This is a genomic window from Chryseobacterium sp. TB1-D10, assembly GCF_059803555.1.
The window spans coordinates 67,182-94,084 of sequence record NZ_JAPFHB010000002.1 but is presented as its reverse complement, the minus strand read 5'-3'; the positions used below and the strand labels follow the sequence as shown (position 1 = coordinate 94,084).

The 26,903-nt window shown below is 34.4% G+C and carries 23 protein-coding genes; 17 read left to right on the top strand and 6 right to left on the bottom strand.

Translation table 11 applies throughout. The features are described from left to right. Positions 1 to 85 precede the first annotated feature (85 nt). On the top strand, positions 86 to 1,711 hold the full coding sequence (locus OPU68_RS02725) for an NADP-dependent glyceraldehyde-3-phosphate dehydrogenase (protein WP_498472443.1): 1,626 nt from the start codon (positions 86 to 88) through the stop codon (positions 1,709 to 1,711). Positions 1,712 to 1,981: 270 nt separating this feature from the next. Then, a complete protein-coding gene (locus OPU68_RS02720) occupies positions 1,982 to 3,436 on the top strand; it encodes an LptF/LptG family permease (protein WP_498472441.1) in 1,455 nt (484 codons plus the stop codon). Between the two features lie 70 nt (positions 3,437 to 3,506). Here the strand turns inward: OPU68_RS02720 and nhaA are convergent, their stop codons facing one another. Both nhaA and OPU68_RS02710 read right to left on the bottom strand, forming a co-directional pair. Continuing rightward, positions 3,507 to 4,844 (bottom strand): Na+/H+ antiporter NhaA, encoded by a 1,338-nt coding sequence (nhaA, locus tag OPU68_RS02715; RefSeq protein ID WP_498472440.1) that lies wholly within the window; start codon positions 4,842 to 4,844, stop codon positions 3,507 to 3,509. Positions 4,845 to 5,022: 178 nt separating this feature from the next. Next, positions 5,023 to 5,712 carry a DUF6261 family protein gene (locus OPU68_RS02710; RefSeq protein ID WP_498472438.1) on the bottom strand — a complete coding sequence of 230 codons (690 nt, stop codon included), beginning with the start codon at positions 5,710 to 5,712 and terminating at the stop codon, positions 5,023 to 5,025. 398 nt (positions 5,713 to 6,110) lie between these two features. Here OPU68_RS02710 and OPU68_RS02705 point away from each other — a divergent pair, with 398 nt between their 5' ends. Next, complete coding sequence (locus tag OPU68_RS02705) at positions 6,111 to 7,772, top strand: SNIPE associated domain-containing protein (RefSeq protein WP_498472437.1); 1,662 nt, start codon at positions 6,111 to 6,113, stop codon at positions 7,770 to 7,772. Between the two features lie 62 nt (positions 7,773 to 7,834). Here OPU68_RS02705 and OPU68_RS02700 read toward each other — a convergent pair whose 3' ends face one another. Next, entirely contained in the window at positions 7,835 to 7,990 is a 156-nt protein-coding gene (locus tag OPU68_RS02700; RefSeq protein ID WP_498472436.1) for a hypothetical protein, read from the bottom strand. A 175-nt stretch (positions 7,991 to 8,165) separates the two neighbouring features. Continuing rightward, positions 8,166 to 9,587 (bottom strand): sugar MFS transporter, encoded by a 1,422-nt coding sequence (locus OPU68_RS02695; RefSeq protein ID WP_498472435.1) that lies wholly within the window; start codon positions 9,585 to 9,587, stop codon positions 8,166 to 8,168. A 213-nt stretch (positions 9,588 to 9,800) separates the two neighbouring features. Between OPU68_RS02695 and OPU68_RS02690 the strand changes: the two genes are divergently transcribed. After that, positions 9,801 to 10,553: an NUDIX hydrolase gene (locus tag OPU68_RS02690; RefSeq protein WP_498472434.1), complete on the top strand. Its 753-nt coding sequence runs from the start codon at positions 9,801 to 9,803 to the stop codon at positions 10,551 to 10,553. Between the two features lie 14 nt (positions 10,554 to 10,567). Here the strand turns inward: OPU68_RS02690 and OPU68_RS02685 are convergent, their stop codons facing one another. Continuing rightward, positions 10,568 to 10,918, bottom strand: a complete 351-nt coding sequence (locus tag OPU68_RS02685; protein ID WP_498472433.1) for a winged helix-turn-helix transcriptional regulator — start codon at positions 10,916 to 10,918, stop codon at positions 10,568 to 10,570. A gap of 124 nt (positions 10,919 to 11,042) precedes the next feature. On the opposite strand from OPU68_RS02685, the gene OPU68_RS02680 reads away from it, so the two are divergent. From OPU68_RS02680 to OPU68_RS02620, 13 genes are all read left to right on the top strand, one after another. Beyond that, on the top strand, positions 11,043 to 12,104 hold the full coding sequence (locus OPU68_RS02680; RefSeq protein ID WP_498472431.1) for an NADH:flavin oxidoreductase: 1,062 nt from the start codon (positions 11,043 to 11,045) through the stop codon (positions 12,102 to 12,104). A 212-nt stretch (positions 12,105 to 12,316) separates the two neighbouring features. Continuing rightward, positions 12,317 to 13,558, top strand: coding sequence for a tyrosine-type recombinase/integrase (locus OPU68_RS02675; RefSeq protein ID WP_498472430.1), 1,242 nt, complete (start codon positions 12,317 to 12,319; stop codon positions 13,556 to 13,558). 15 nt (positions 13,559 to 13,573) lie between these two features. Beyond that, entirely contained in the window at positions 13,574 to 14,308 is a 735-nt protein-coding gene (locus OPU68_RS02670) for a hypothetical protein (protein ID WP_498472429.1), read from the top strand. A 78-nt stretch (positions 14,309 to 14,386) separates the two neighbouring features. Beyond that, positions 14,387 to 14,665, top strand: coding sequence for a helix-turn-helix domain-containing protein (locus OPU68_RS02665; RefSeq protein WP_002976362.1), 279 nt, complete (start codon positions 14,387 to 14,389; stop codon positions 14,663 to 14,665). Between the two features lie 72 nt (positions 14,666 to 14,737). Further along, positions 14,738 to 15,976 carry a primase-helicase family protein gene (locus tag OPU68_RS02660; RefSeq protein WP_498472428.1) on the top strand — a complete coding sequence of 413 codons (1,239 nt, stop codon included), beginning with the start codon at positions 14,738 to 14,740 and terminating at the stop codon, positions 15,974 to 15,976. A gap of 267 nt (positions 15,977 to 16,243) precedes the next feature. Beyond that, positions 16,244 to 17,122 (top strand): DUF8464 domain-containing protein, encoded by an 879-nt coding sequence (locus tag OPU68_RS02655; protein ID WP_498472427.1) that lies wholly within the window; start codon positions 16,244 to 16,246, stop codon positions 17,120 to 17,122. Between the two features lie 218 nt (positions 17,123 to 17,340). Further along, a complete protein-coding gene (locus OPU68_RS02650; protein ID WP_498472426.1) occupies positions 17,341 to 17,790 on the top strand; it encodes a plasmid mobilization protein in 450 nt (149 codons plus the stop codon). Beyond that, on the top strand, positions 17,783 to 18,931 hold the full coding sequence (locus OPU68_RS02645; protein WP_498472425.1) for a relaxase/mobilization nuclease domain-containing protein: 1,149 nt from the start codon (positions 17,783 to 17,785) through the stop codon (positions 18,929 to 18,931). The genes OPU68_RS02650 and OPU68_RS02645 overlap by 8 nt, the downstream gene beginning before the upstream one ends. A gap of 21 nt (positions 18,932 to 18,952) precedes the next feature. Then, complete coding sequence (locus OPU68_RS02640) at positions 18,953 to 19,564, top strand: hypothetical protein (protein ID WP_498472424.1); 612 nt, start codon at positions 18,953 to 18,955, stop codon at positions 19,562 to 19,564. Positions 19,565 to 19,735: 171 nt separating this feature from the next. Beyond that, the gene (locus tag OPU68_RS02635) at positions 19,736 to 21,742 is read left to right on the top strand and encodes a sigma factor-like helix-turn-helix DNA-binding protein (RefSeq protein WP_498472423.1); all 2,007 of its coding nucleotides are present in this window, start codon (positions 19,736 to 19,738) and stop codon (positions 21,740 to 21,742) included. Next, positions 21,742 to 21,921, top strand: coding sequence for a DNA modification system-associated small protein (locus tag OPU68_RS02630; protein ID WP_498472422.1), 180 nt, complete (start codon positions 21,742 to 21,744; stop codon positions 21,919 to 21,921). The genes OPU68_RS02635 and OPU68_RS02630 overlap by 1 nt, the downstream gene beginning before the upstream one ends. Then, a complete protein-coding gene (gene dndD / locus OPU68_RS02625; protein WP_498472421.1) occupies positions 21,918 to 24,029 on the top strand; it encodes a DNA sulfur modification protein DndD in 2,112 nt (703 codons plus the stop codon). The genes OPU68_RS02630 and dndD overlap by 4 nt, the downstream gene beginning before the upstream one ends. Continuing rightward, positions 24,010 to 25,590: a DndE family protein gene (locus OPU68_RS02620; protein ID WP_498472420.1), complete on the top strand. Its 1,581-nt coding sequence runs from the start codon at positions 24,010 to 24,012 to the stop codon at positions 25,588 to 25,590. The genes dndD and OPU68_RS02620 overlap by 20 nt, the downstream gene beginning before the upstream one ends. A gap of 218 nt (positions 25,591 to 25,808) precedes the next feature. Here the strand turns inward: OPU68_RS02620 and OPU68_RS02615 are convergent, their stop codons facing one another. Next, positions 25,809 to 26,903 carry a nuclease/transposase family protein gene (locus tag OPU68_RS02615; protein WP_498472419.1) on the bottom strand — a complete coding sequence of 365 codons (1,095 nt, stop codon included), beginning with the start codon at positions 26,901 to 26,903 and terminating at the stop codon, positions 25,809 to 25,811.

Sequence of the window (26,903 nt, the reverse complement as noted above, 5' to 3'; positions counted from 1 at the left end):
ATGTTAACAGTTTCCGAGAATCAATCTTTATCTCTAAATTTATTGTCATCAAATTCAAAACCTAATCAATAACAATTAACAAACTATGAGTTCAGAAAATCCAAGCTTCAAAGACATATTCAAAAGCGAAAACGAAATCCCCGAAGAATACAAAGTTCCCGTCATCCACCAGAGAGAATATCTCCTAAACGGCGAACTGGTACAATGGAACGGCGACGTGACAGAAATCTACTCCCCCATCTGCATCCCTACAGAAAACGGACTGGAAAGAAAGCTATTGGGAAGCATCCCAAACATCAGTCCGCAAGATGCATTAGATGTTTTGGAAGCCTCGGTAAAAGCCTATGACAATGGACTGGGAGAATGGCCAACAATGTCTGTAGAAGGCAGAATCAAATGTATGCAGAAGTTTGTTTATCTGATGATTCAGCAGCGTGACCTGGTCATCAAACTATTGATGTGGGAAATCGGAAAAACACTTCCTGATTCTACCAAAGAATTCGACAGAACTGTAGATTACATCAACCAAACCATTGACGCTTTAAAGGATCTCGACAGAGAATCATCCAGATTCCAACAAGCAGAAGGAACCATTGCCCAAATCCGTAGAGCACCGCTTGGCGTTGTGTTGAGTATGGGACCATTCAATTACCCTTTGAATGAGATCTTCACAACATTGATTCCCGCTTTGATTATGGGAAATACGATTCTCTTCAAACTCCCAAAACACGGCGTTCTTGCACATTATCCATTATTAAAAGCTTTCCAGAAAGCCTTCCCGGCAGGAACTGTCAACACACTTTACGGAAAAGGCGCAGAGATCATCACCCCAATTATGGAAAGCGGAAAAGTGAATGTTCTCGCCTTCATCGGATCTAGTAAAGTGGCGAATGGTCTGAAAAAACTTCATCCAAAAGTCAACAGACTGAGAGCCATCTTAAGTCTTGATGCTAAAAACGCCGCGATCGTTACAAAACATGCCAACCTCGATATTGCAGTGAGCGAGATTATCTTAGGATCACTTTCCTTCAACGGGCAAAGATGTACCGCTTTGAAACTGATCTTTGTTCAGAAAGAAGTGGCTGAGGAATTTACAAAGAAATTAACAGCAGCCGTCTCCGCTTTGAAACCGGGTTTGCCTTGGGAAAAAGATGTAAAGATTACACCGCTTCCGGAAGTCAACAAACCACCTTATCTTGAAGAATGTATTCAGGATGCGATATCAAAAGGTGCAAAAGTCCTTAACGAAAACGGCGGTTACAACGAAGCTTCCTTCGTTTTTCCTGCTGTAGTTTATCCGGTAAATGACCAAATGAAATTGTATCATGAAGAGCAATTCGGCCCGGTGATTCCTGTGGTTCCTTTTGATGATATTGATGAACCCATCGATTATCAGGTGAATGCAGACCACGGAATGCAGGTTAGTATTTTCAGCGAGGATCCGATGGAAACTTCAAAACTGATTGATGCTTTTGTGAATCTTGTTAGCCGTGTGAATATCAATTGTCAGGCGCAAAGAGGTCCGGACGTTTTCCCATTCACAGGAAGAAAAGACAGTGCAGAAGGAACCCTTTCCGTTTTTGATGCGTTGAGATCATTCTCCATCAGATCTTTGGTGGCTGCGAAAATCACGGAATCTAACAAGACGCTTTTGAATTCCATCGTAAGAGACCACGATTCTAACTTCCTGAGTACGGATTATATTTTTTAAGAAGACTCAGAGATGATAGATAAAAGATAATAGACTTTATTGTCGTTAAAATAAATCCGTAATGTATAATTGCGGATTTATTTATTAATGAATTAAAAATAATATTGTCCTTCCGAAGGAAACCTAACGAAGTGGTTCGACAAAAGTCAATCTAAACCCTGCAGTCGAGATTCCTACGGAATGACAATCAAACTGTAAAATTGTATTTAATATTACAACCCATTTCAGTATTGCTTTTTTTGCAGTATTTTTGAGGTTTAAATTTCTGAATTGAAAAAATTAGATCAATATATTGTCAAAACCTTTTTCGGACCGTTTCTATTTATTTTCAGTGTGCTGTTTTTCATCTTCATTGTAAATATCATCTGGACGCAAATGTCCCAGCTGACAGGAAAAGGACTGACTTACGGCGAAATATCAAAACTGCTTTTCTACCTTGGAATGAGCGTTGTGAGTATGGTTTTACCATTGACGATTCTCCTCTCATCAATTATGACATTTGGAGATTTCGGGGAACGGTACGAGTTGGCGGCGATGAAGGCTGCGGGAATTTCTCTGCTTCGGGTAATGATGCCTTTATTGATTACGGTTTCTTTTCTCGCCGGGATTCTTTTTCTCTTTTCAAATAATATCATTCCGGATTTCCAGCGGAAGGCGAAAAATATGTTGTTCAACATCGTATCTTCCAAGCCTGCGCTCAACTTTACACCAGGCGTTTTCATTGATCAGATTTCCGGATATTCAGTGAAGTTTGATAAAATCTATGGCGCAGGCGGCGAAAAACTGGAAGGCGTTTTCCTTCACAAAAATGCAAGTCCTTATGACAATCAGCAGACCATCATTGCCAAAAAAGGAAAGTTTGCCAACGCAGAAGACCGCAATTACCTAAAGCTAATTCTGTATGATGGATATGTCTACGAAGACAACATCTCCGGAAAACCTTATGAAGAAAGAAAAAAGCAACCGAATCAGTCTGTCAAGTTTGACAGCCTTGTTTACCATTTCGACATCAGTGAGTTGATCAACAATGCAATCGAAAAAGAAAAAATAACAGACGATTACCGTTTCCAGACCTACACGGAAGTGAATGAAACGCTGGTGAAAAACAGAAAAAGCAATATGACATCTGTGAATTCTATAGCATCATTAGTTATTTCCCAAACCAACAATTACGTACAATACATCGATAAAACGAAGCCGACAGACAAGATTATAAAAGAACCTTTTAAAATCGATACGCTCAAGAAAGACAAAAAAATGGAAGTGCTCTGGGGCGCTTACAACAAAATTGAAACCCTGAAGGCCTCCACAGATTCTAATGAAACTGCCATTGCGGACATCGTGAAAAGCCATAATAAAATCGTGATGTACCAGCAGCGGATCGTTTCCTACTCTTTCACCTGTATCATTTTCTTCCTGATAGGTGCCAGTCTTGGATCTATTATCAGAAAAGGTGGGATGGGACTTCCCGTGATCATTGCAATCGTCATCTTTATCATTTTCTACGTCCTGAATCTGACTGTAGAAAACATCTCCTGGAAAGGAAAACTTAATCCTTACCTCGCAGCGTGGATTCCGAATATGGTCCTGTTCCCATTCAGTGTATGGATTACATATAAAGCGCTGACAGACTCTCAGTTGTTTGATATTGAGAAGTACAAAGCCCTCTTCAAACCGCTTATTGATAGATTTTCCAAACCGAAAGAACATCAGCGTTATCAGTAAAATCAAAAAATTATCCGCCTCACAATTGTAGGCGGATTATTTTTTCTATATCATTAAAAACTAAAATATACTATTCATCTTTTGGTTTTGAATTTTTATTAAGAATCAAATACCCGATAATCCCGCCAATAATAGAGGCAACGAAAATCCCAATTTTTGCCTGCGTCTGATACTCCTCGTGGGTAAACGCCAGAGACGTAATGAACAATGACATTGTAAACCCGATAGATGCCAGAAAGCCAATTCCGAAAAGATTATGAATATTCATCCCTTCCGGAACTTTTGCAATCTTCAGTTTGATGAATACTGCCGTGAATCCCACCACGCCCAAAACTTTCCCCAATAATAATCCCAATGCCACTCCCACGGCAACATTGGTATCGAAGAGGCTTTCAAAATCTATATCCAGATCTACTCCCGCATTGGCAATTGCAAAAACCGGGATGATGACAAAGGTCACAAGAGGATGCATCGCATGTTCCAGTCTTTGCAGTGGCGGTGTTGCGGCAATTGTGGCTTCGTTTATTTTTTCCAGAACGTGCAGCTGATCGTTTGTGAGCGTGGGCGTATTTTCCGTTGGGTCGATATTTTTGAACTGTTCCAGGTAAGTTGTAATTTTCGAAATGAAAACAGTTTCGTTAATTTTGACATCCGCCGGAATCGTGAATGCTGCCAAAACTGCTGCTATAGTCGCATGAACTCCGGAAATCACGAAGCAAGTCCAGACACCTGCAATTCCCAGAAAGGCATAGAAAAATACAGATCTCGCCCCTAGCCTGTTCCCCAGATACATAAAGCCGAGGATTATTAAACCGCCCATCAGGTACGTCATTTCTATATTGGAAGTGTAGAAGAATGCAATCACCAAAACCGCTCCCAGATCATCTACAATAGCCAGTGCCGTGAGAAAAACCTTCAAAGAAAGAGGTATCTTGCTCCCCAGCAGAAACAGAACGCCCAAAGCAAAAGCAATGTCGGTTGCCATCGGGATTCCCCAGCCCTTGTGCATCTCTCCGGAAGGATTGAGCAGCAGGAAGATAAGAGCCGGCATCAGCATTCCGCCTACGGCCGCTACAATTGGCAACATTGCTTTTCTCGGGTTCGACAGTTCTCCGCCTATGATTTCACGCTTCAGTTCCAGGCCTACTACGAAGAAGAAAACCGACATCAATCCATCATTGATCCAATGGTGGATGCTGAAATTAAAAAAACTTTTACCGTCCCAGCGGAAACCAAACGTATGCTCCAGAAAATGATGATAACCCTTTGCCAGTGGCGAATTTGCCAGGATCAAAGCGATCACAACACTGATCCCGAGAAGCAGTCCGCCCGATTTTTCCTGCTGGATGAACCGCTGCACGGGATAAACAATCTTATCTATTGGTTTGGTCTTGTAGTCGTCTATCATAATTTAGTATCTGAAAAACAAATTTAAGAATACTGAAAGTAAAACCACTGCTTTCCGGACGATTATTCCCGATGATAAAGCTAGACTGCAGCACCGGCAACCATAAAAAAATAAATGCCGGACTGCGATTTGTCCGGCATTTTAGTAAGGCTGTTATTTAATAAGGGTAATTTTTCCCTTAGTTTACAACAGGCTGCTGGTTCGAATTCTTAGCTGCCTTTACCAGTTCGTTCACATCGTTGTAGAAGAGTTTCCAGTCTGTTACGTCTTTCATAGCGGTGAGAAGTCCGAAGAAAGATTTCAGGGTTTTCTCCAGGTCTTTTCGGATTCCGGAGGCACTTTTCTGGTTACGAAGGTCGGCGTTGGCACCCGCCTGTTCTGCAAAGATGGCTTCGAAAGCCGTCTGCTTGTCCTTCATCTCATTGAAGGCTGTTTCCACTTTCAGGTCTTTCAGCTTTTGGGCATTCTCCGGTTTTTCCAGTTCCTCGATCAGTTTTTTCATTTGGGCGGTTTGGGAGGAGTAGCTCATCCTGTCCAGATTAAGACCAAATTGTCTGAAGATTTGGTAAAGGTCTTCTGCGGATTGGTAGCCTGGTAAGGTTAGCATTTTGCGGTAGCTGTTGAGGAAGGCTTTCAGAGTTGTGAAAGCAAGATCCCTATCATTATCGCTATTTGCAACGTCATTTCCTTTTCCGCTGAATGTCATTTTTGTATAAACAGCATCGTAATCTGCATACATCAGCTTAAGTTCTGCCAGAAGCGGATGACTGTTGATAACTGGATAATTTCCTGACTCAGAAGTGTTGATTGTTCTCTGCGCGAGCGTTGCTAAGTCTTTTGTGCTTAGCTTTCTTAATGTGATTTTCATAAATCAAATGTGCTTTTTGTTAATAATTTATTTAATGAATTCCGTTTTTAAATATATTATTTTTTTGATTTCTGGCAAAACAATCTGTTTAGACTAAAAACATTTTGTGTTTTAGTTTAACCAATGTGTTTAGAGAAAAAACAAGTTGAGGTTTTGTTTAATTGAGTTGTTTTGGCAAAAAACACTTTGTGTTTTAGTTTAATTGAGTTGGTTAGAGAAAATGACAGTTGTGGTTTGGTTTAATTGGGGTGTTTGGGGTTTTGGTAGTTTTTGTTTTATTAATTTCAGTAGAAATACGGAAGGATGAGAATTTGGATTGGTTTATTTTTGAGGTTACGGTTTTCCGTAAATAGTCTTCAAGTTTTATAAGTACTTTTACCAAAAATAAACAAATTACCATGGAAATTATTTTAATCTTGATTTTATCTTTTTTTGCAATTTACTTTTATACTAAGGTAAATAAACTTAAAAATGAAATCAAAACAAAAGATCTAAAAGTCAATGAATTAGTTATTAAAAACAATCTTCTTGAAACTAAAATTCAATCTTCTAATAGAGAAAATTTAAATCTTCAGACTGCAAATCGTGAGATGAAAGATAAAATTGCTGAATTAAGTAAATATCAGAGCATCATCGATGTAAAAATTGAATGCGAATATCTTCTGAAAAAAGCTCAAAAAGATTATGAAAAACTGAGAGAACAGGGAAGTCAAGAATTATTTGAAGCTCAGGAAAATGCAAAAGAATCAAGAAAAACCATCAAAGAACTTACAGAAAAGAAGCAACGAGAAATCGAATTGTTATATGAAAATGCTGTAAGAGAATCAAAAAGAATTATTGATAACGCAGAAAACAAAGCAGAGACGATTGGTGGTGATGCCTACCGAAGCCTCAAGGAAGCCAATGAGATTGCAAACAGAATTCAGGCAATGAAAAATGTAATCAAAGGCTATGGAAATGAATACTTAGTTCCCAATTACACACTACTAGATCAGCTTGCAGAAGATTTCAGTCATAAAGAGGCAGGAGAAAATCTCAAAAAACTTCGTCAGAATAATAAGATGATGATTGTCAACAGACAGGCTGGAATCTGTGATTATGTGGATAGAGAGCGACAACTAACGGCTGTCGATTTTGTAATTGATGCTTATAATGGAAAAGTTGACTCTATTCTGGCGACAGTAAGAAAAGATAACTATGGAATTTTAAAACAGAAAATTGAAGATGCTTTTCAATTGGTTAACTTTAATGGGAAAGCTTTCAGGAATGCAAGGATATCAGAAATTTATCACCAGGCAAGACTGGAAGAACTTAAATGGGCAGTTGTTGCGCAGGAATTGAGAGCAATGGAACTTGAGGAGCAAAGGGAAATCCGGGAACAGATCCGGGAAGAAGAAAAAGCCCGTAGAGAATTTGAAAAAGCGATGAAAGACGCTGAAAAAGAAGAACAGACTTTAAAAAGATTGATTGAGAAAGCTGAAGCACAGGTTTCACGAGCAAATGAAGAGCAGAAAGCACTTTTCCAGCAAAAGTTGGAAGAACTTCAGGGAAAACTTGTTGCGGCTGAAGAAAAAAATCAACGAGCAATTTCGATGGCTCAACAAACTAAAACAGGGAATGTTTATATAATTTCAAATGTTGGTTCGTTTGGCGAAGATGTTTATAAGATTGGAATGACGAGACGTTTGGAACCTTTAGATAGAGTTCGTGAGTTAGGGGATGCAAGTGTTCCGTTTGAATTTGATGTTCATGCAATGATTTATTGTGATGATGCACCTGCTCTGGAAAGACAACTTCACAAGAAGTTTCTTAAAAATCAGCTTAATAAAATTAATCCACGAAAAGAATTTTTTAGACTTGAACTCAATGATTTGAAAAGTCATATTGAAAGAATTGGAATCAATTGTAAATGGACACTTCTTGCCGAAGCAAAACAATATCGTGAAACTTTGAAACTAGAAGAAGAAATGAAGACAAACAGAGCAATAGAAGCTGAGTGGGAACGTTTCCAAGAGGTAGCAGATCCTGTAACATATGATGAAATAATTGAAGAAGTGTAAAAATTTATATTAAACACAAAAACCTGCTAAAAGCAGGTTTTATATTTTAAAATTCAAAGATCTTAGTTACATCCACTACAATAACTTCTATCAACATACTCTTTGTTGCCTCCAGATGATAAGTAATAACATCCTCCTTTCTCTCCTGTGTAAAGTGTATGTCCGTTGTAGCTACAAGATTCTGAACTGCTGTTTCTATCACAAGAGCTAATTGTCATAGCTAATAAAAACATTGATAATAATTTTTTCATGGGTTTAATTTTAATCATTTAATATTCATCAAAAATAAAATAAGCCCAGAATAGAAAAATACGGAAAACCATAAATGATAGAATTATTCACACAAAAAAACCTGCTATTTCAGCAGGTTTTATATTTTAAAGTTCAAAGATCTTAATGTCCGGATTTTGCATTTACATCCTGTTTCACGTGACCCAGATATTTGGTGCAATATGCTCCGAAGATCAGGATGGCCAAGTAGCAGAACACAGGAATCACAAAGGAATGCTGCACGCCAAACTGATCTGCCAGGAAGCCCTGGAAAATCGGAACGATTGCACCTCCCAAGATGGCCATGACGACCAAAGAAGAACCTTGGCTTGTGTATTTTCCTAAGCCGGAAATCGCTAACGTATAGATATTAGAGAACATAATCGAGTTGAAAATCCCGATTCCCAAAATGCTGTACATTGCCAGTTCGCCATGGTTCAGCATCGCTGAGATTAGTAACACAACGTTGATCCCTGCAAAGATAGAAAGTGTTCTTGCCGGAGCAGATTTCCCGATGAAGAATGCAATGAAATTCAGTGCAATGAAAACCAGGAAGAAACTGATCTGTGCAAACGTCAGATCCACAATACTGAAGATCACCAGGAAAACAGCAATCGCCGCACCCAACATATAGATGGCTTTTTTGCCCTGGCTGATAGAATGATTCAAGGAAATTGCACCTAAGAAACGCCCAATCATCGCACCGCCCCAATAAAGCGACAGGTAGTTTTTGCTCACAGATTCGGAAAGGTTCATGACCTGTGGCTGCTCGAGGAAACTGATGATGAAACTTCCAACCGCTACTTCCCCACCCACATAGCAGAACATAGCGAAAACGCCGAACTTCAGGTGGTTGTATTGCAATGCGCCGTAACCTTTTACGATCTCTTCGCCTTTCACCTGAAAGTCAGGAAGCTTCACTCTTGAAATTAATAAAGCAACTAATAACAGGATTCCGGCAAAAATTAAGTAAGGAATTTTAGTGGCTGCTGCAGAGAAAGAGCCGTCCGCCTCAGAAAACAATTCGAAGATAAGATGTCCGCCCAAAACCGGTGCAATGGTTGTCCCGAATGCGTTGAAAGCCTGCGTCATATTCAGTCGGCTGGATGCTGAATCTTCCGGGCCCAACAGTGAAACATAAGCATTGGCAGTAATTTGTAAGACAGTAAATCCAAGTCCCAAAATAAACAAAGCGCCTAAGAACAAAGGATAAGAAGACAAACTCGCAGCAGGATAAAACAACACACAACCAAAAGCCGCCAGGAAAATCCCGAAAAGAATTCCTTTTTTGTAACCTACTTTATCGATCGGGTCGCCTTGCGTGGTGGAAATTAAAAAGTAAATCAAAGAGCCTATAAAATAAGCACCAAAGAAACAGAACTGCACCAGCATCGACTGGAAAAATGTAAGGCTGAAAAGCTCTTTGAGGTAAGGGATGAGAATGTCATTCATACATGTGATGAATCCCCACATAAAGAACAAAAGGGTAATCGTGATCAGTGGGATAGTGTAATTCCTTTTGGACCCAACTTCATTATTTATCATATTGTTTAATTTAAAAAAGAGCCTAAAGATAACCTCTTTTGTTGATAAAATCTGATCCCGGGACAATAAATTATCCTTACTTATCATATTTTTGTCATCATCAATAAAATTGAAATTTGAATTATTATTTTTTTGGAAAGAAATTTGAGTTCTCTAAATTTGATATTATTGACTTATTGATATTTTTGTAACATCGAGACCAGATAATGAGTAATGGATTATAAAAAACTAATTGTAAACCGATCCAACGAGGCCAAAGAGATTTTCCTGCCTCATCTTTCTGCAGATCCTGTCATCTTTGGATTTGACCAAAACGAATTGAAAGTTCTCCTGCTGAAGATGAACTATAAAAAGCTATGGTTTTTGCCGGGAGGATATGTGAAAAAAGATGAAGATCTGGATGATGCAGTTGTCCGAATCCTGAAAGAAAGAGCTGGCGTGAATGCCGTTTCTTATCTTGAGGAGTTTGGTGTATTTGGAAAAAAGAACAGAAGCGAGGCTTATTTTGAAGACTTTGATGAGACCTTGTTCCACAAACAGAGATTCATCACCATAGGGTATTACGCGCTATACAATCCTTCAAAAATTGATCTGACTGCGGATGTGTATAGTGAGAGTTGCGAGTGGATCTACCTCAGCCAACTTCCTGATATAGAAATGGGAATGGATCATAAAGAAATAGTGGAAAAAGCATTGCTGACACTGAGGGAAAAAATATCCATTAAACCTATTGGCATCAACTTGCTGCCGGAAAAATTTACGTTGTCGGAACTTCAAAAACTATATGAAGCAATCCTTGGAAAAAAGCTCAACAGAGGAAATTTTTATAGAAAGATTAAAAATCTGGGAATTCTGAAAAAACTAGATGAACAGAGAAAAGGCGGTGCTCACAAAGCTCCGGATCTCTATTCCTTTGATGCAGAAGTCTACAACAAGGCGCTGGAAAACGGCTTGATCAGCTGGTAATGAGTTATATTAATTTAAAGTATCTCTAACGGTGCATTTTCCGCCTTATGATCAAATTCGGCTTCCCATTCTTCCAGCAAATTAAGAATTGGTAAAAGCGCCAAACCCTTTTCTGTAAGGCAATACTCTACCCTAGGCGGAATTTCTTTGAACTCTTGTCTGGACAACAAATTGTCGGCTTCCATTTCCCTTAATTGATCCGTCAATACCTTTCTGGAAATCACAGAAATGCGGGCTGCAATCTCTCCAAAACGAAGTGTTCTGTTATTGATTACCATTACAATAATCGGTTTCCATTTGCTTCCCAAAGCAGACATGGCTTTTCCCAAAGGGCAGCTGCATCCAAGTATTTTTTGTTGTCTCATCTATTTTAGATTTAGTTATTTTCATTAGTTACCGCAAAGTTACTAGTTTCTTCTGGTAAAATGCACAAATACGAACTATTATTAGTTACTTTGTGTAACAATTAATTAAACAACAAAATTAACAATGAGTCTAGACGCATTATTTACACCGTTTACATACAAAAACTTACAACTAAAAAATAGAATCGTCATGGCACCAATGACGAGGGCACAATCTGACAATGGCGTTCCAACGCAGCAAATAGCAGACTACTATGCAAGAAGAGCTGCTTCGGAAGTAGGATTGATTCTTTCTGAAGGAACTGTGATCAACAGGCCGGCTTCTAAAAACATCCAGAACATCCCAGATTTTTATGGAACCGAAGCACTGAACGGATGGAAAAACGTCATCGATTCTGTGCACAAAAATGGTGGAAAAATGGGACCTCAAATCTGGCACGTTGGTGACACGAGAAGTTCTCCGGATTACCCAATCATTGAGATGGAAAAAGCATCTACGATGACTCTGGAAGACATTCAGGATACCATTGCGCAATTTGCAGCCTCTGCCAAATCTGCTAAAGATCTTGGATTTGATGTTTTGGAAATTCATGGTGCTCACGGTTATCTTATCGATCAGTTTTTCTGGGAAGTAACCAATACGAGAACTGATGAATACGGCGGTAAAACATTGAAGGAAAGAAGCAAATTTGCCGTTGACATCATCAAAGCGATGAGAGCGGCAGTCGGACCAGACTTTACGATCATCATCCGACTTTCGCAATGGAAACAGCAGGATTACAAAAGCCGATTGGCTGCTACTCCAGCTGAAATGGAAGAATGGCTTCTACTGATGAAAGAAGCTGGTGTGGATATTTTCCACTGCTCACAGCGTAGATTCTGGGAACCTGAATTTGAAGGTTCCGATCTTAATTTTGCAGGCTGGGCAAAGAAAATCACAGGACAACCGACAATCACAGTTGGTTCTGTTGGACTGAAAGGAGATTTTATGAGTGCATTTGCAGGGCAAGGTTCTGAGAAAAGTGATCTTTCAGAATTACTAAAAAGATTGGACCGTCAGGATTTTGACCTTGTAGCCGTTGGAAGAGCATTATTAAGTGACCACGAATGGGTAAAAAAAGTAAAAGAAGGAAACTTCGAAGCAATATCAGATTTCTCGGCTGAGAGTCTGGCTGTTCTTTACTAATTATTGCATTTTTTAATATAAAAAAGCGGCTTATTTTAAAAATAAGCCGCTTTTGTTTTGCAGAGAGGAAGGGAAATGAACCTTATTTTGTTTAACATAGCCTATTTTATATAAAGCTGCTATATTTCAATATTTTACATATATTTGTATAAATTAATATATTTAGATTTTATGTCTAAATATAAAAGAACTAGCACCTAAACTGGCACCTAATGAATTCGACTTTTAAACTTAAGGATCCTAATAGTGAAAAGGAAACTTTGATCTATTTCCGATCATTTTTTAGCAATGAGAATAAGAATTTCGTCTACTCTACTGGTGAAAAGATTAAACCCTCTGAATGGGATTTTGAACACAGGCAACCAAATGACATTAATGGTAGGACTAAACGAGCTGAAATCCAGAGAGGTATAAAAAAACAATTAGATAGATACGTTGGTTATTTCACTGAAATCGTAAATCGTTACAAAAATATCGGTGAACATCTAACTACTGATATTCTAAGGCAAAGATTTGATGAAGAATTCAAAAAAATTAAGGTGAAAGAAGATTTTTTTAGACTTTATGAGCAATTTATTGATGAGAAAGCTAATGATTATACTGGAAAAGGCATATCAAAATCAACCAAGACAAGATATGAACATAATAAAAACTTACTTCTCGAATTCCAAAACTACTCTAAAATAAAAATCACTTTAGGGAGCTTTAACGAAAAAACTTATAACAAATTCCTTAAATATTGTATTGAGATAAAAGACCATTCTGCTAATACCATTCATCGTGATGTTGGCTTGTTGAAGACATTCCTTTATTGGGCATTAAACAAAAAGTACAGCTATAATAACGATTTTATAAGCTTCAAAAAACCTCCTAAATTTCGTACAGATGAAGTAGCTTTAAATTACGAACAAGTCGAGCTTATCTATAATTATGACTTCAGTGACAATAAAAGGTTGGAAAGAGTACGTGACCTTTTTGTTTTTGGATGTACGACAGGGATGAGGTTCGGCAATTACAGCACAATTTCAAGAAGTGATATTGACGGTAATTTTATCCGAGTTATTGATTTAAAAAGTAAATCTAAAAACTTAGCAATTCCTTTAAACAGTATTTCTAAATCAATACTCGAAAAGTATGATTATAATCTACCTACTATTACAAATCAAAAGATGAATGAGTATATTAAGGAGGTTTTTAAAAAGCTGGAATTTACTGATGAAATAAAGAAGACTATGAAGTATGGTGATGAACTGGTAGACCAAAAAGCTGAGTTTTGGACAAGAATTTCCTCACATACTGCAAGGAGAAGTTTTATCACTATAATGAAGAACAAACGAGTTCCGGATAAAGTAATTATGAGTTATACTGGTCATACTAGCTTGGAGGTCTTTAATGCTTATTACAGACCAAGTGAAGATGATAAAATCAACTATATGAATGAAGTTTTCAAATAATTATTACTTTACAATATGGATCAAAAAAAACTTTATGGACGTTGGAATTTTTGGGAAGAATTTGCAGGCTATCCAATGATGATATATTTATGGATTAGAAAGCCAAAAATTCACGACCGTCTGCGAAGTACAATCGAAAAAGCACAACAAAAATCCTCTAAAATTGTTCTCGATGAAAAGTTGAGAAATGAATTTTTGATTAGATATGAGAAGTTAGATAATTTCTTCAGTTTTCATTTCAAAGATATTGATCAATCAAGAAATCACAATTTTGAAGAAAAGATTCTATACTGTTTGGATCAATATAAAAAAGAATCGAATAGCCTGTTAAGTTCAAGTAATTTGATGAAGTTGCAGGGCAATTTTTTAAATGGTGCAGAAACTACTCTTTTTTTATATTTCGCCCTAAAACACAAAACAAATAGAAAAATTGCTTTATCAGATATTATGGTTGGTGATAACAGTTCAAAAATTTTCCACACTTTTTTAAAAGAAAAAAAATTCATCGATGAAAATCACAACCTGCTGGTAGATCAGAAATCTTCATTTATAAGAATTCACCGTTTTCTAAAAGACAATCACATAATCAATCCAGATTTTCAAGACACTACAATAATCGAGGCTATGGAAAATGAGTATAATACAAATTTTGATAAAGGAACATTTTCAAGAGCAATAACAGTAAAACCTAGTGATTTTGAGGAAAGTATCTACAAAGAATTATCTAAGCTGTTTGATATCAAGTATTAAACTATACGCAATTGAGTAGAATTGCATCATTAGTTATTCCAATCTTACAATTTTGTCTGCAAATAAATATCACAGATTATGCAGACAACAAACCCATTCCAAACCATTCTCGACGAATTAGGGGAAGTAAAAGACTTACTCTATTCTCTCAAAAAAGAACCTGAAATTGAGTTGAAAAAGAAACTATACTCTATCAAAGAGTGTTCAGAAATTCTTAAGCTCGATTATCAAACCGTACGCTCACACATTTTAAAAGGTAACATCAAAGCGGAACAAATCGGAAGATTCTACAGGGTCAATCATTTTGATCTGATGGATGCTTTAAACGAAGTTAAATCGCTTAAGTATAGAAGATAGATAGAGATTTTATTTATCAAATATTCCAATTCACCCTTCCGTATTTCCTGTTCGGAATCAAACCTTTAAAATATGAGCGAAAAAATCCCATATCTAAGAGTAGGCATAACCTATTATAAGACAATCGAAAAACCATTGATCTCAGGAGACAAGATATCAATTTTAGTACGTTGGAACCGTGAAACTATTATTAGCGACCACGGAAAAATTTATGTTTCAAAAGTTTCAAAGTATGATGGTTTCTGCTGTATTCCTTCTCATCTTGACTATAAGCAGATCATAGACGGATTCTACAATATGTACAATGAGATTCCTTATCAACCAATCAATGAATATACAAGTTTTGAAGCCTTAGAAAACAAAATTCCATTCTCACTAAAATTTATGGAACATATTTTCGGAGAGCAATTGGAGTTAGGTTTAGATTACATAAAAATATTGCTTGAATATCCAACGCAGATACTTCCAATTCTTTGCTTGGTAAGTAAAGAAAGAGCTACTGGAAAATCAACTTTCATCAAATGGCTTAAATCCATCTTTGGATTAAATATGACATACATCAAAGGAGATTCATTCAGCAGTCAATTTAATTCAGATTGGACTTCGATGTTGATAGTGGCTATCGACGAAGTTTTCTTTGACAAAAAAGAGATAACGGAACGCTTAAAATATCTTTCGACGACGGACAAAGACAAAAAGGAGGCAAAGGGAAAAGACCGTGAAGAAGTCGAATTCTTTGGCAAATTTATTCTCTGTTCCAATAATGAAGATAACTTTATTCAGATCGATGAGAATGAGATCAGATTTTGGATTATCAAAGTAAAATCAATTAAAAGCGAAAACACTGAATTTTTAAAAAATCTCAACAAAGAGATCCCGTATTTTCTTCGATACTTAATTCAAAGACCCTTCCACAGTCGTAAGGAGACAAGGATGTGGTTTACAGAATCACAGATCAGAACAAAAGCTCTTCAGAAACTGGTTTGGAAAAATAATAACAAACTTGAATCGAAAATCATCGAGCTTTTATATGAGTTTTTTGAAAGTACAGAAGACAGCAAGCTCAATTGTATTCCTCAGGATATTTTCAATATGCTTGGTAAGATGTTTAGCAAGCAATATTGGACAGTTAATGATGTCCGGAAAATACTGAAAGAAAACTGGAAACTTGAACCTCAAAGTAATTCTTTGTCCTATATCAAATACGACCTAGATTATGGTTTAAGTTTTTTTCAACAGAACAAAACAGGACGGTATTTTACAATAGAAAGGAATTTTATTCTTCAAAAATTTGATGAAATGATGAATTAATTGATAATGAAAATAAAATCAATTAGTTACATCTCATCAAAAGCCTCATCAAACTTTTCAGCCTTGATTTTTGATGAGAGGATGATGAAAATAATATTTCCACTTTGATGAGATGATGAGACTTTGATGAGAGTGTAAGATATTATCAATTAGTTTCTTATAAGGCTTTCTCATCAATTCATCAATAATAAGTCAAAACTAAACTCGTCGCCTGAACTGATAGGACACCTACTATTTACTGCTAAAAAAACATTTAAAATTACAAAAATGAACTGCAAACAATTCAACAGCATATCGTTGGAAGAAGTCCTCCTTTCTCTCGGACACCTTCCAACGAAACAAAATGAAAAAGAAGCTTGGTATCTCAACCCCTTTGCCAGCGAATCCCAAGCCTCTTTTAAAATCAATAAAAGCCTAAACTATTGGTATCTGTTTTCAGAAGGAATCGGTGGAACCAATACCGACTTTATGAAGAAATACCTGAATGCTTCGGTCAATGAAGTTTTGATTTGGGCAGAGAAGCAGAATTTATCTTCTTTTCAACAGCAAAATATCTCAGATCGGAAAGTAGAAAATCTCTCTGCAAATTATGAGATCATTGAAATTAAGAACGTTCAGCATCCTGCACTTCTGGAATATTTGAATGAAAGAAAAGTAGATAACGAAATCGAATTTTTAAAAGAGATTCATTATCAGATGAATGATAAAAACTACTTCGGAATTGGTTTCAAGAACGATTCAGGCGGTTATGAAATTCGTAATAAATATTCTAAGATTTGCCTAGGTAAAAAAGACATCACTAGTATAGAAAGCGACTCAAATTCACTTCGAATTTTCGAAGGCTTTTTCGATTTTCTTTCCTTTAAAAATGTAGAAATATTTTTTAAAAAAAGACCTTCCGATTACATCATTTTGAATTCAGTTTCGATGATTTCTAATATTAAAAATTCACTCAAAGATTACGAGAATATTGAACTTTATTTTGACAATGATGAAGCTGGAAATCGTGCAGTTGAAATTATTAAAAGTGAAAATAAAAACGCAGAAGATTGTCGGGTTATGTATTCAGATTTTAAAGACCTGAATGATTGGTTGATTCATAAAAATCCATCAAATGAAAGACAGGTAAAGCTTAGAAGAAGGTGAGTGAAATAACACAAGGTTGTCTTTGAAATACCTGAGTAAAATAGATAAAGGTAGTAAAAGAATAACCTTGGTAAAATAAGCATAGGTACAATACGGTGGGTAGTTAGTGCAAAAAGTACCCAAAGTTTACAATTAGCGTGACCGCCGATTGCAAAATTGGGATTTTTGATTTCTTCCTATCGTCAGAAATGTTTTGAAATACACTTAAATAAAACACAATGGAAAAAGACTTTTTACAGGAATTTGTACAGCAAGCTGCCAAAGAAAAAGCAGAAAAGATTGCTCAGGAAAAAAGAAAAAAACATTTTCAGGAACTAGGTCGGAAAGGTGGTTTGAAAACCAAGCAAAATAAAAAACTAGATAAGGTGATTTCGATTAGAATGACCAATTATGAATATGAAATTTTACTTCAAAAACAAGAAAAATATCCGCTGAAATTATCAACTTATATCCGGAATATTTTGTTTGAAAAAGAATTGAAGATCAATGAATTTCAAACAGATGAAGTCTTACTCCAATATGGTAATCATTTCAAAAAAATCACCAATCTTTTACGAAATCGGGAATGGAATGCTTTTGAAAACAAGAAAGAAATTTTATCGAGAATTGAAAATCTCATCGAATTTATTCATCAATATTTATATTCTAAAACTCAGAAAAATGAATAATTCCGCAACTACAAGAGCGATATCAAAAATCGCTTTGGAATATAATGGAAACGACAAAGGAACAGCGGAGATGGTGGATTCGAATTATCTATTGAGTGACACAGCAGAAGGTCAGTATTTAGAAATGAAAACAGTAGCCGACCGAAATCCCAAAGTAAAGAAATGGGCATTGACAGGTTACATTTCTCAACCAGATGAAATTGGCAGAAAACTGAAAGATGAAGAATTTAAACAAATTGCAACGGAAGCTCTTGCAGAAGTAGGTGTGACAAACAAAAATCAGTACCGATTGGATATTCACAACAGTACAAAACATAAGCATATTCATTTTGTCGTAAACAGGATTGATATTTCGGGAAAGTGCACTGTGAAAGCACACGATATCGGAAAGAGATTTGGTGAAGCCGTTCGAGAAGTCTGTAAAGAAAAAGGATTATTGACCGATGTTGAAATTGGAATTCAGAAAAAAGAAAAAATGCTGAAAAGCTTAATCGAAGTTATTAGGTCAGAAGAAAATTTTGATGATCTGATTGTAGCAATGAAGAATAGAGGTTTTGAAATTCAATTGTCTTCAAATGTCAAGGATGGGATTTCGGGAATGCGGATTGTGATGGAAAAAGACAAAAATAATCAAACAGAAAGAATTTATAAATCGGGTTACAAATTGTCTGAAATTTCAAACCGATTGAAAATCTCTGAAATAAAATCTGTATTTGAAGTGAAAAAAGAGGTCAGGGAATCGCAGAAGCACTCTGGTAATTTAAAGGAATTTGGGGAAAGTCTACAACAAAAAGGATTTTCTGTAAAGATTCAATATAACGGAGAATTTAAGGCCGGTCAAAAAAATGAAATTCAAAATATATGGATAAATAAGATTGATAGTACTCAAGATAAAAACGGATTCTTTTTTCGGAAAAATGTTGGGTTCTCTCTTTCGGCAATAGATTCTGATCTTGGTGATGCTGTAAAATCATTGAATCAAAATAGTGTTATAAATGATCCAAGTAATTATCTAAAATCAGAAACAAATGAAAGCCTAATAGAAATTGCAGGTGGATTACTAGGTGACTTCCTTAAACCAACCTATGTCTCTCAGGACGAAGATGAACTCTGGAAGGAGAAGCGAAAATTTAGAAGATAATTAATAATAAAAAAAATAAATATGGAAAATGAAAATAAAGAATCTAAAAGTAATGGAATGGAACTATTAGAAAATGTGATCAAATCGAATATGGAAAATATTGAACAAAACACTAAACTTCAGTCTGATATCGAAGACCATACGAATCTGCTGAACGATGTACAAATGAGTTTACTAGAGATGCATTCGATCTATGATGATGCAGTTAGATTTTCAAAACTAGAGGAAGCCAAGAGAACTGAATTTCTTGCCAGTATTCCTACTCAAGTAGAGACAGTTCTTTCACAAGAAACTAAAGATGATTTGAAGGGTTTTGGAAAGGATATAAAATGGAAGAAGAAATTTATTTGGAGCGGAATTGGAGTTTTTGTGTTTGCGGTTTTAATACTGATCGCCTCCATTAATTTCTCAACCAATTGGTACAAAGAAAGTATCAAAGCTAAAAGTGAACTACGCCAAGATATTTTAAATGAAATTGCTGATAAAGGAAAAAAAATCTACGATGAAAATAAGATAACGATTTTGAGAGAAAACACTCAAATAATGCAATTATGGATCAAGAATAATCCTCAAGAAGCGGAAGATTTTCTGAAATTTAGAGCTGGATTTGTTGCGAATAAAAATAATAAGTAACAACTATTCCTGAACTTGTATCTGCGAATTAATATGTTCAGGAACATCAAATGATATGACAACAAGAAGCACTATGAATTTTTAAACAAACACAGATGAGGAAAACCATATTTTTATTAGGAAAGAAATCCTTAATTTAACTGCTTAAAACTTTAACTAATAATACCCTAAATGACAATAGATGAGATTTATAAGAATACAGATATAAGTGTTCGCTCTTATAATCTTTGTATGTATAATAATATCAACTCATTAGATGCATTATTAGAGTATTATAATAATAATAAATCATTTGAGAAGCTTCGTAATTGTGGACGCAAATCTAATATACAATTAATTGAAGTTTGTGAAAAGTTTCTTGCAAGTGGCTACTCTATTGAAGATGCAAACAGTAAAAAGCTCCAAATAGACGAGATATTTAAAAACTTAACAAGAATACAAAGAGAGGTAATTAATAGCTTTATTTTGGTAAATACGAGTAGCCTTTCTGTAAGAAGTAAAAATGCTATTTCACAATTTTTAGATGGAAATTTCAGTGTCAGAAACTTTGCTGAAAAAATTTTATTAAACAAAAAATTTATTGTCGCTACAATTGATAATATTGGAAAAAAATCTATTCCAGAGTTAGAGATTTATATTTCTATTATAAAAGATTTTATATTTGATGTACACGAAACTAGTGATGAAAAACAACTAATTACTTTAAAAAATAATTTTTTAATTCAGCGGACTTTTTCCATTTCTAAGATTCCATCTGAAATTTTACAATCTGAATCTATTTTTCAGTTAACTGACTTTCTATTGAATGGTAGTGCCTTTTTTAATGAAACCCATAATTCAATTATTCAGAAGGCTTTAAAAATTTATAAACGTTCAGATTATGAAATCATCAACAATACCATTGTGGAAGAAGGTGTAAAATATGTAAAAGAATTTTCAGTTGAAGAAATCGCAAATTTACATAACTTAAGTAGAGAACGTGTAAGACAAATAAGAAAAGATTGTTTAGATATATTATTTGAAAAACTATCATTTATCAAAAATTTCAACGATGATTTGTTTCAAAATTATGGCTTAGATATTTCAAGAAATATTATAGATATTGATAAAAACTTAACGAATAATATTAATACTAAAAGTACAACAAATTTTTCAACTGAATTTATCTCATATATTCTTGCTGTTTACTTAAGTGACAATTTTTGTATGGTTGGGAATATTGAAGATATATTATTGCCGAAATATTCGAACAGCCGAAATCGACATAATTGGAAAAATTTTTTAATTGTAAAGAAAGACTTGGCAAGAGTTGATTTTATATCATTTGCTGATGATATTAATAAAAGGCTTAATGAAAGAATCGAGGAAACTTATTCATTCAATGTCAAAAGTTATATGTCAAGATTTATCAATAGTCTTGACATAGAAATTTTTGATTTGGCTTTTCCAATAGCTGAAAAAATACTTATTGATGAATTTGCTCTATATCTTGATTTAGATGATAATATCGTTTTCAAAAAGAATACTATTAAACAAGCATTTGAATACTCTTTTGAAGCACTTGAAAAACTAGGAAAACCATCTAAAGTTGAAGAAATTACCCAAAAGATAAATGAACTACACCCCAATTACATAACAGATGAGCATAAAGTTCGTATTTCAATGAGAAGAAAAGACGGGTTTGTACCAGTTGGAAGAGAAAGTGTTTTTGGCTTGAAAAAATGGGAAAAAGAGTTAGATGATTTTAAAGGTGGGACTATAAGAAGTATCACAGTTGAATTTCTTGAGCAATCAGATAATCCAAAACATATTTCAGAAATCACAGAATATGTATTGAAATACAGACCAAACTCCAATGAAAAAAGCATCTACTATAACCTTCGAATAGATGAATCTGAAACTTTTAGTTTTTTTAAAAATTCTTATGTTGGGCTAGTTTCAAAAAGCTATTCCGATAATTTTGATGTTTTAAAAGATTCAGCTGATATTGTAAAAAAAACGTGGAAAGAACGTTATAATGATTTGATTAACTTTATCAAAATAAATAACTCCCTACCTTACTACAATAGTTCTGATCCAGAAGAAAAGACATTATTTAGATGGCTAAATAATCAAAAGCACTCTAAAAAATTATCTCAAAATCAAAAGAAATTAATTAATGAAATAATAAAACAATAATGAAAATAAAAGATAACAAAATATTCCAAAATGAAAGACTAAGGGAGATTTGTTCCAGCAAAGGAGTTGATTACAAATCTTTAGAATCTTTGTTGGATTCTGTAAAAGCAAAAAAAATAAAACGTATTAACTACCATCAGCAAAAAATTGTTGATGTAATCGAAAAATCTATAAAATGAAATTTTCCAATGTAAAAATCAATAATTTCAGACAGTATTATCAAACTGTTGATTTTGATTTATCTACTAATGAGGACAAGAATATTGTATTAATTGGTGGCAAAAACGGGTATGGTAAAACTAACTTTTTACTATCAATTGTTTGGTGTTTGTATGGAGAAAAAATTTCTCAAATAGATGATAATTTCAAAAAGGAAATTCAGAAAGAGAAAAACTATTCTTCCTTTATGCAACAATCAATAAACTGGTCTGCACAAAAAGAGGGAATTGATACTTTTTCAGTTAGTATTTTGGTTGAAGAAATCGAATTACCCGAAATCTCTAAACTGTCATTAAATGCAGATAAAGTATTGATAATTCGGTCAAGAAATACATCAACAACAGCAGAAAAACTGTCCATTGTTGACCCAATATCAAACATAGAAATATTTGATAATGAGGACGACAAGTTTAATTTCATTAATGATTATATTATTCCGATAGATGCGGCAAAGTTTGTGTTTTTTGATGCGGAGAAAATTGCTGAAATAGCCAATCTATCAATAAAAGAGGAAGGAAGTTTTATAAATGATGCTCTAGGAAAAATATTAGGATTAGACAATTACGAAACACTAGTTGATGATTTTGATTTTTATATCAATACTTTAAAAAAGGAAGGCGCAACAAGAAATCTTCAAGAGCAAATAATTGATAAAGAAAAAGCTATTGATTTATCAAATTTGGAAATCGAAAAATTTGAAGAAGAAAACGCTGAAACACTCAAAGAAATAGATGGGTTAAAAAAAGAAATTAGAAAGTTCGACAATCTAATTTCACAAAATAGCAAACAAGGCACTTCTAATTTTGACAGAGAAACAATAGTCTTTGAAATTGAGAAGCTAAAGACAAAAGAAATAGAACTCAGCGAACGATTCACTGAATTAAGCGAGATTATTCCTTTGACAATTTTGGCTGGAAAACTTGAAGAAGTAAGACAGCATATTTCTATTCAAGAGGTAAACGAAATTTCTCAAAATTCATCACTAGAGAATTCTGAAAAAATAGAAAACTTCATTGAATTGCTTTTCAATAGACCTCCTGATCCTGAAAATTCAACATTGTCTTTCAAGGACAAAAGTTTTTATTACGAAAAGGCAAAACGTTTAGGAAGTGAGTTATATAATATAGAAAGTGATTATCAAGAATTGGAATTTGAACACGATCTGAATAACGCTGAAAAGAATTTAATTTCTGACGCAATCAATCTTGTCCATTCTCAATCGAGCGACTTATTTCAAAGCACTATTGAGGACTTTAATGTAATTAATTCAAGAAAATCTGAATTTATGAAAATCCTTAGTCAAGTAGATGCAGATCTAGTTGATGATATAGTTTTAGATTATTTGGCTAAAAAAGAAACTGCCGAAAACAAAACCACTGAGTATAATAGAAAAATCGGTGAAAATACTCAACAAATAAATAAAATAAAGAAAGATATAACCCGATTTAATCAAGAACTTGTAACACTCAGAAGTAGAGTTGAAATTAACGCTCAAAACAAATTGAAAATCAAACAAACTGAAAAATATATTGATACACTCAATACTTTTTTAGAAGAACAAAAGAATAGACATAAAGACGGTTTAGAAAAAACAATTCTTTTCGAATTGAGATTATTGATGCATAAACTTTCAAATGAAGAAAACGAGAGCAAATTTATTGAAGATGTCAAAGTTACTATATTGGCTTCCGGACAAGGAATGAAAATTACTTTACTTGACCAAGACGATAACGAAATCAGAAAAGAAAGTTTATCATCAGGAGAAAAGCAAATTTACATTTCGTGTTTAATTAAAGCTATCCTAAATGAATCCATTCAAAGTTTACCAATTTTCATTGATACACCATTAGGAAGACTTGATGAAGAACACAGAGATAATATAACTAAAAAATACTATCCTGCTCTATCAGAACAAGTGGTACTTTTTTCAACCAATAGCGAGATTACACCTAAACGATTTAGAGATATTTCAGAAAATATTGCGAAGTCATATCTTTTGGTAAACGATGGAGCAAATACCAATTTAAAAAACGGCTATTTCCACAATTATGAGAATAATATTAAGTAAAGAAAACGATGAAGTTCTGTATAATCTAAAAAGTTTATATGGTTTCAAAAACGAGGGAATTGCTCCACGTATTGCCTTTGCATTAAGCTTGCAAACAGGCAAATATTTTGATTTAGAAAATGAAAATATTCCGAAATCTGATGGAAAGGAATTTAGGGACGATAAAGCTCTTTTTGGAACCCTCATAAATGATGCGTCAAATGTTGTTATTTACAAATCAATATTGGATCAACATTATAACAACAGCACTTTCGAAGATGAGTTTGTAAAACTTTTTAAACTTCATCTTAATCACGGTTTAAAGATATGGAATGAAAGTGTAGAAAATGGAGACATCACGAAAGGGAATCATATAGATGTTCTATTAAAACAAATAAAAAAGGGATTGACTTTAAGGTCAAATACCACTCAAATTTCTACTAATACTAAAAAATCAGAAGTTAAAGAGTTTCAAGAATTGTTATCATTTGAAATTGGGAAATCAGAAAATGATGAGCTAATTGTAATTAAAATCAATGATCTTCGAGAATTTGACAATAGAAATATTGCAGTTGCAGGAATGGCAGGTTCGGGGAAAACCCAACTAATAAAAGATATTCTTTATCAAATTTCTAAAAATTCAAACAATGAATTGAAGTTTATATTTTTTGATTACAAAGGAGAAGGGAATCCGGAACAACTAAAACCATTTTTAGAAGCAACAAAAGCTGAATTTGTCGATGTAGTCAATGATGGGGGTGTTGATTTTAATCCTTTCTTATCCATAAATTTAGAAGAAAGACAAAGACCTTTTAGTATTCGAGCATTTGTAGATACTATTTCTACATTCGTTCCAAGAATGGGAGTTAGTCAAGAAAATATTCTGATAAGTTTAATCAATGATTTGCTTGATAGAAAAAATGGTTCCTATCCAACAATAGCTGAATTATTTGAAGACTTAGAAAGCTATTACGAAGAAAACGGAATAAGACAAGATACTTTATATTCTGTTATAAGAGATTTATCAACTAATATTTTTAATTGTGACCCAAACAATCCAGAGATTTTAAGCAAAAGTCTATATTTGAATTTACCACCTTCCTTATCGGATACTTTAAGACAATTAGTGGTTTTTCTTTTACTTAAATACTTTTATACATATTTTTCAAGCACAAACGATTGTGAACCGATTAATGAAATAATTATGCCTTTGAGGTATGTAATTGTTGTTGATGAAGCACATATTTATCTGGGAAATAAAAATGCAAGAAAAGCGTTAGTAGAAATTTTAAGACTTTTAAGATCAAAAGGAGTAATTGTGGTTATGTTGTCACAAGGTGTTGAAGATTACAAAACAAAAGATTTTGATTTTGCCTCACAAGTTAAGTTGCCAATTTGCTTGAATATTCAAAACAAAGATTATAAGGCAATCAGTAATTTCGTAGGAACACCAAGCAGTAAATATAAACTTGAAACGGAAATCAAAAAATTAGATTCTGGAAAAGGATTAATAAACATCGGAGAACCTAAAATAATAGAACTTAGACAATGGTGGAAGACAAAAAAGGCTGAAAATTTATGATTATTTTAAAATTGCGCTTCACCCTAAATTTTAGATAATCTCAGAAAATAAAAATTATCTACAAGTATTCGTTAAGCTCGTAGATAATTTTTATAATTAAGAGCTCACGCTATTTCTGAGGAAAAAAAGAACCCACGCCGTTGTATGTACTACTGATAGTACTTAGTGAGTATATCAAGACCTCACCCTACGGGTGTACAAGCACCCTCGTATTTTTTCTATCCAATAATCAATTCAATTCCGGCCTTTTCAGCCTTGTATTTTATTTTGGTTTGCAACTCGTAATAACTCCAATTACGAAGCACAAATTCCTGTTCTTTCGCAATCCCAATTTTGTCCTCCTGATTTTTTAGAACAAGTGTGCCTGCCTGTTGCTTGATACAGAAATCGATCAGTTTTCGGCTATATAGGTGAAGGCGATGACTTACATATCTGCTTTCCACATTCTCTGTTTTATACAATGCCTTCTGTCTGCGTTTAGCTCCATTTCCTGAACGGGCATAGGCTACACCATCTTGAATTCTTTTTTGACGTGCCTGAATTGCAAGTCTGCGATACAAAAATTCTTCTTTTGAGCCAATATTGATTCGCACATTGTTGGCTTTTGCAACTATTGGATGTTCCAGAGATAAGGATGCTTCCGCAATAATTTCGGGTTTTAAAAGATGTTCTTCCTTTTCAAATTCAAAAACTGCAAGCCAGAATATCTTCCTGTCTTTTAATTGGATCTGTGAGTTGCAAAGCTTGATCTCTTTTTTTAGCAGGCGTTCCATAATCACTCGCTTATCAGTGTAGTCTTTTCCTAAATATGTTTTAACAGGTATAGCAAACATATTGAAACAAAAGGCTTTCGTTTCTTCGTCATATCTCATTTTGCTGATGCATTTAACCGGAAGCGGGATTGGAATGTCCCTTTTATAATTTCTCAATGATTTTGTTCCTTGCCAATAATCGGCTTTGTTTTTAGTGAAAGTTGATTGAATTGTATTGTTAAGGCTTCCTAGAATATCTGTTGGGATTTCACCTTTGAATCGGTCAAAGACCATTCTTGCTGTGCTATTTGTTTTCGAACGGTCAAACATTCCCATCTGATCTTTTTTTTCATCAGCTAACTTATATTGTATTTCTTCTGTAAGATAAAAGAAATCTTTAATCATTTCCTGAACATACAGATGGGATGAGATTAAGTTTGCCGCTCGGAAACATCGGTTCTGATATCGATAGAGTTTTTCCCATATTTCATTTTTTTGATCAGACGGAACATCAATCAGCAATTGAATTTTTCGGGTCAGTGTTATTGTGGATTTTTCCAT

What these genes read in the sequence shown, in the direction of transcription:
- OPU68_RS02725 (WP_498472443.1), top strand. Translation starts at nt 86, where the DNA reads ATGAGTTCAGAAAATCCAAGCTTCAAAGACATATTCAAAAGCGAAAAC.
- nhaA (WP_498472440.1), bottom strand. Translation starts at nt 4,844, where the DNA reads ATGATAGACGACTACAAGACCAAACCAATAGATAAGATTGTTTATCCC.
- OPU68_RS02710 (WP_498472438.1), bottom strand. Translation starts at nt 5,712, where the DNA reads ATGAAAATCACATTAAGAAAGCTAAGCACAAAAGACTTAGCAACGCTC.
- OPU68_RS02705 (WP_498472437.1), top strand. Translation starts at nt 6,111, where the DNA reads ATGGAAATTATTTTAATCTTGATTTTATCTTTTTTTGCAATTTACTTT.
- OPU68_RS02700 (WP_498472436.1), bottom strand. Translation starts at nt 7,990, where the DNA reads ATGACAATTAGCTCTTGTGATAGAAACAGCAGTTCAGAATCTTGTAGC.
- OPU68_RS02695 (WP_498472435.1), bottom strand. Translation starts at nt 9,587, where the DNA reads ATGATAAATAATGAAGTTGGGTCCAAAAGGAATTACACTATCCCACTG.
- OPU68_RS02690 (WP_498472434.1), top strand. Translation starts at nt 9,801, where the DNA reads ATGGATTATAAAAAACTAATTGTAAACCGATCCAACGAGGCCAAAGAG.
- OPU68_RS02685 (WP_498472433.1), bottom strand. Translation starts at nt 10,918, where the DNA reads ATGAGACAACAAAAAATACTTGGATGCAGCTGCCCTTTGGGAAAAGCC.
- OPU68_RS02680 (WP_498472431.1), top strand. Translation starts at nt 11,043, where the DNA reads ATGAGTCTAGACGCATTATTTACACCGTTTACATACAAAAACTTACAA.
- OPU68_RS02675 (WP_498472430.1), top strand. Translation starts at nt 12,317, where the DNA reads ATGAATTCGACTTTTAAACTTAAGGATCCTAATAGTGAAAAGGAAACT.
- OPU68_RS02670 (WP_498472429.1), top strand. Translation starts at nt 13,574, where the DNA reads ATGGATCAAAAAAAACTTTATGGACGTTGGAATTTTTGGGAAGAATTT.
- OPU68_RS02665 (WP_002976362.1), top strand. Translation starts at nt 14,387, where the DNA reads ATGCAGACAACAAACCCATTCCAAACCATTCTCGACGAATTAGGGGAA.
- OPU68_RS02660 (WP_498472428.1), top strand. Translation starts at nt 14,738, where the DNA reads ATGAGCGAAAAAATCCCATATCTAAGAGTAGGCATAACCTATTATAAG.
- OPU68_RS02655 (WP_498472427.1), top strand. Translation starts at nt 16,244, where the DNA reads ATGAACTGCAAACAATTCAACAGCATATCGTTGGAAGAAGTCCTCCTT.
- OPU68_RS02650 (WP_498472426.1), top strand. Translation starts at nt 17,341, where the DNA reads ATGGAAAAAGACTTTTTACAGGAATTTGTACAGCAAGCTGCCAAAGAA.
- OPU68_RS02645 (WP_498472425.1), top strand. Translation starts at nt 17,783, where the DNA reads ATGAATAATTCCGCAACTACAAGAGCGATATCAAAAATCGCTTTGGAA.
- OPU68_RS02640 (WP_498472424.1), top strand. Translation starts at nt 18,953, where the DNA reads ATGGAAAATGAAAATAAAGAATCTAAAAGTAATGGAATGGAACTATTA.
- OPU68_RS02635 (WP_498472423.1), top strand. Translation starts at nt 19,736, where the DNA reads ATGACAATAGATGAGATTTATAAGAATACAGATATAAGTGTTCGCTCT.
- OPU68_RS02630 (WP_498472422.1), top strand. Translation starts at nt 21,742, where the DNA reads ATGAAAATAAAAGATAACAAAATATTCCAAAATGAAAGACTAAGGGAG.
- dndD (WP_498472421.1), top strand. Translation starts at nt 21,918, where the DNA reads ATGAAATTTTCCAATGTAAAAATCAATAATTTCAGACAGTATTATCAA.
- OPU68_RS02620 (WP_498472420.1), top strand. Translation starts at nt 24,010, where the DNA reads ATGAGAATAATATTAAGTAAAGAAAACGATGAAGTTCTGTATAATCTA.
- OPU68_RS02615 (WP_498472419.1), bottom strand. Translation starts at nt 26,903, where the DNA reads ATGGAAAAATCCACAATAACACTGACCCGAAAAATTCAATTGCTGATT.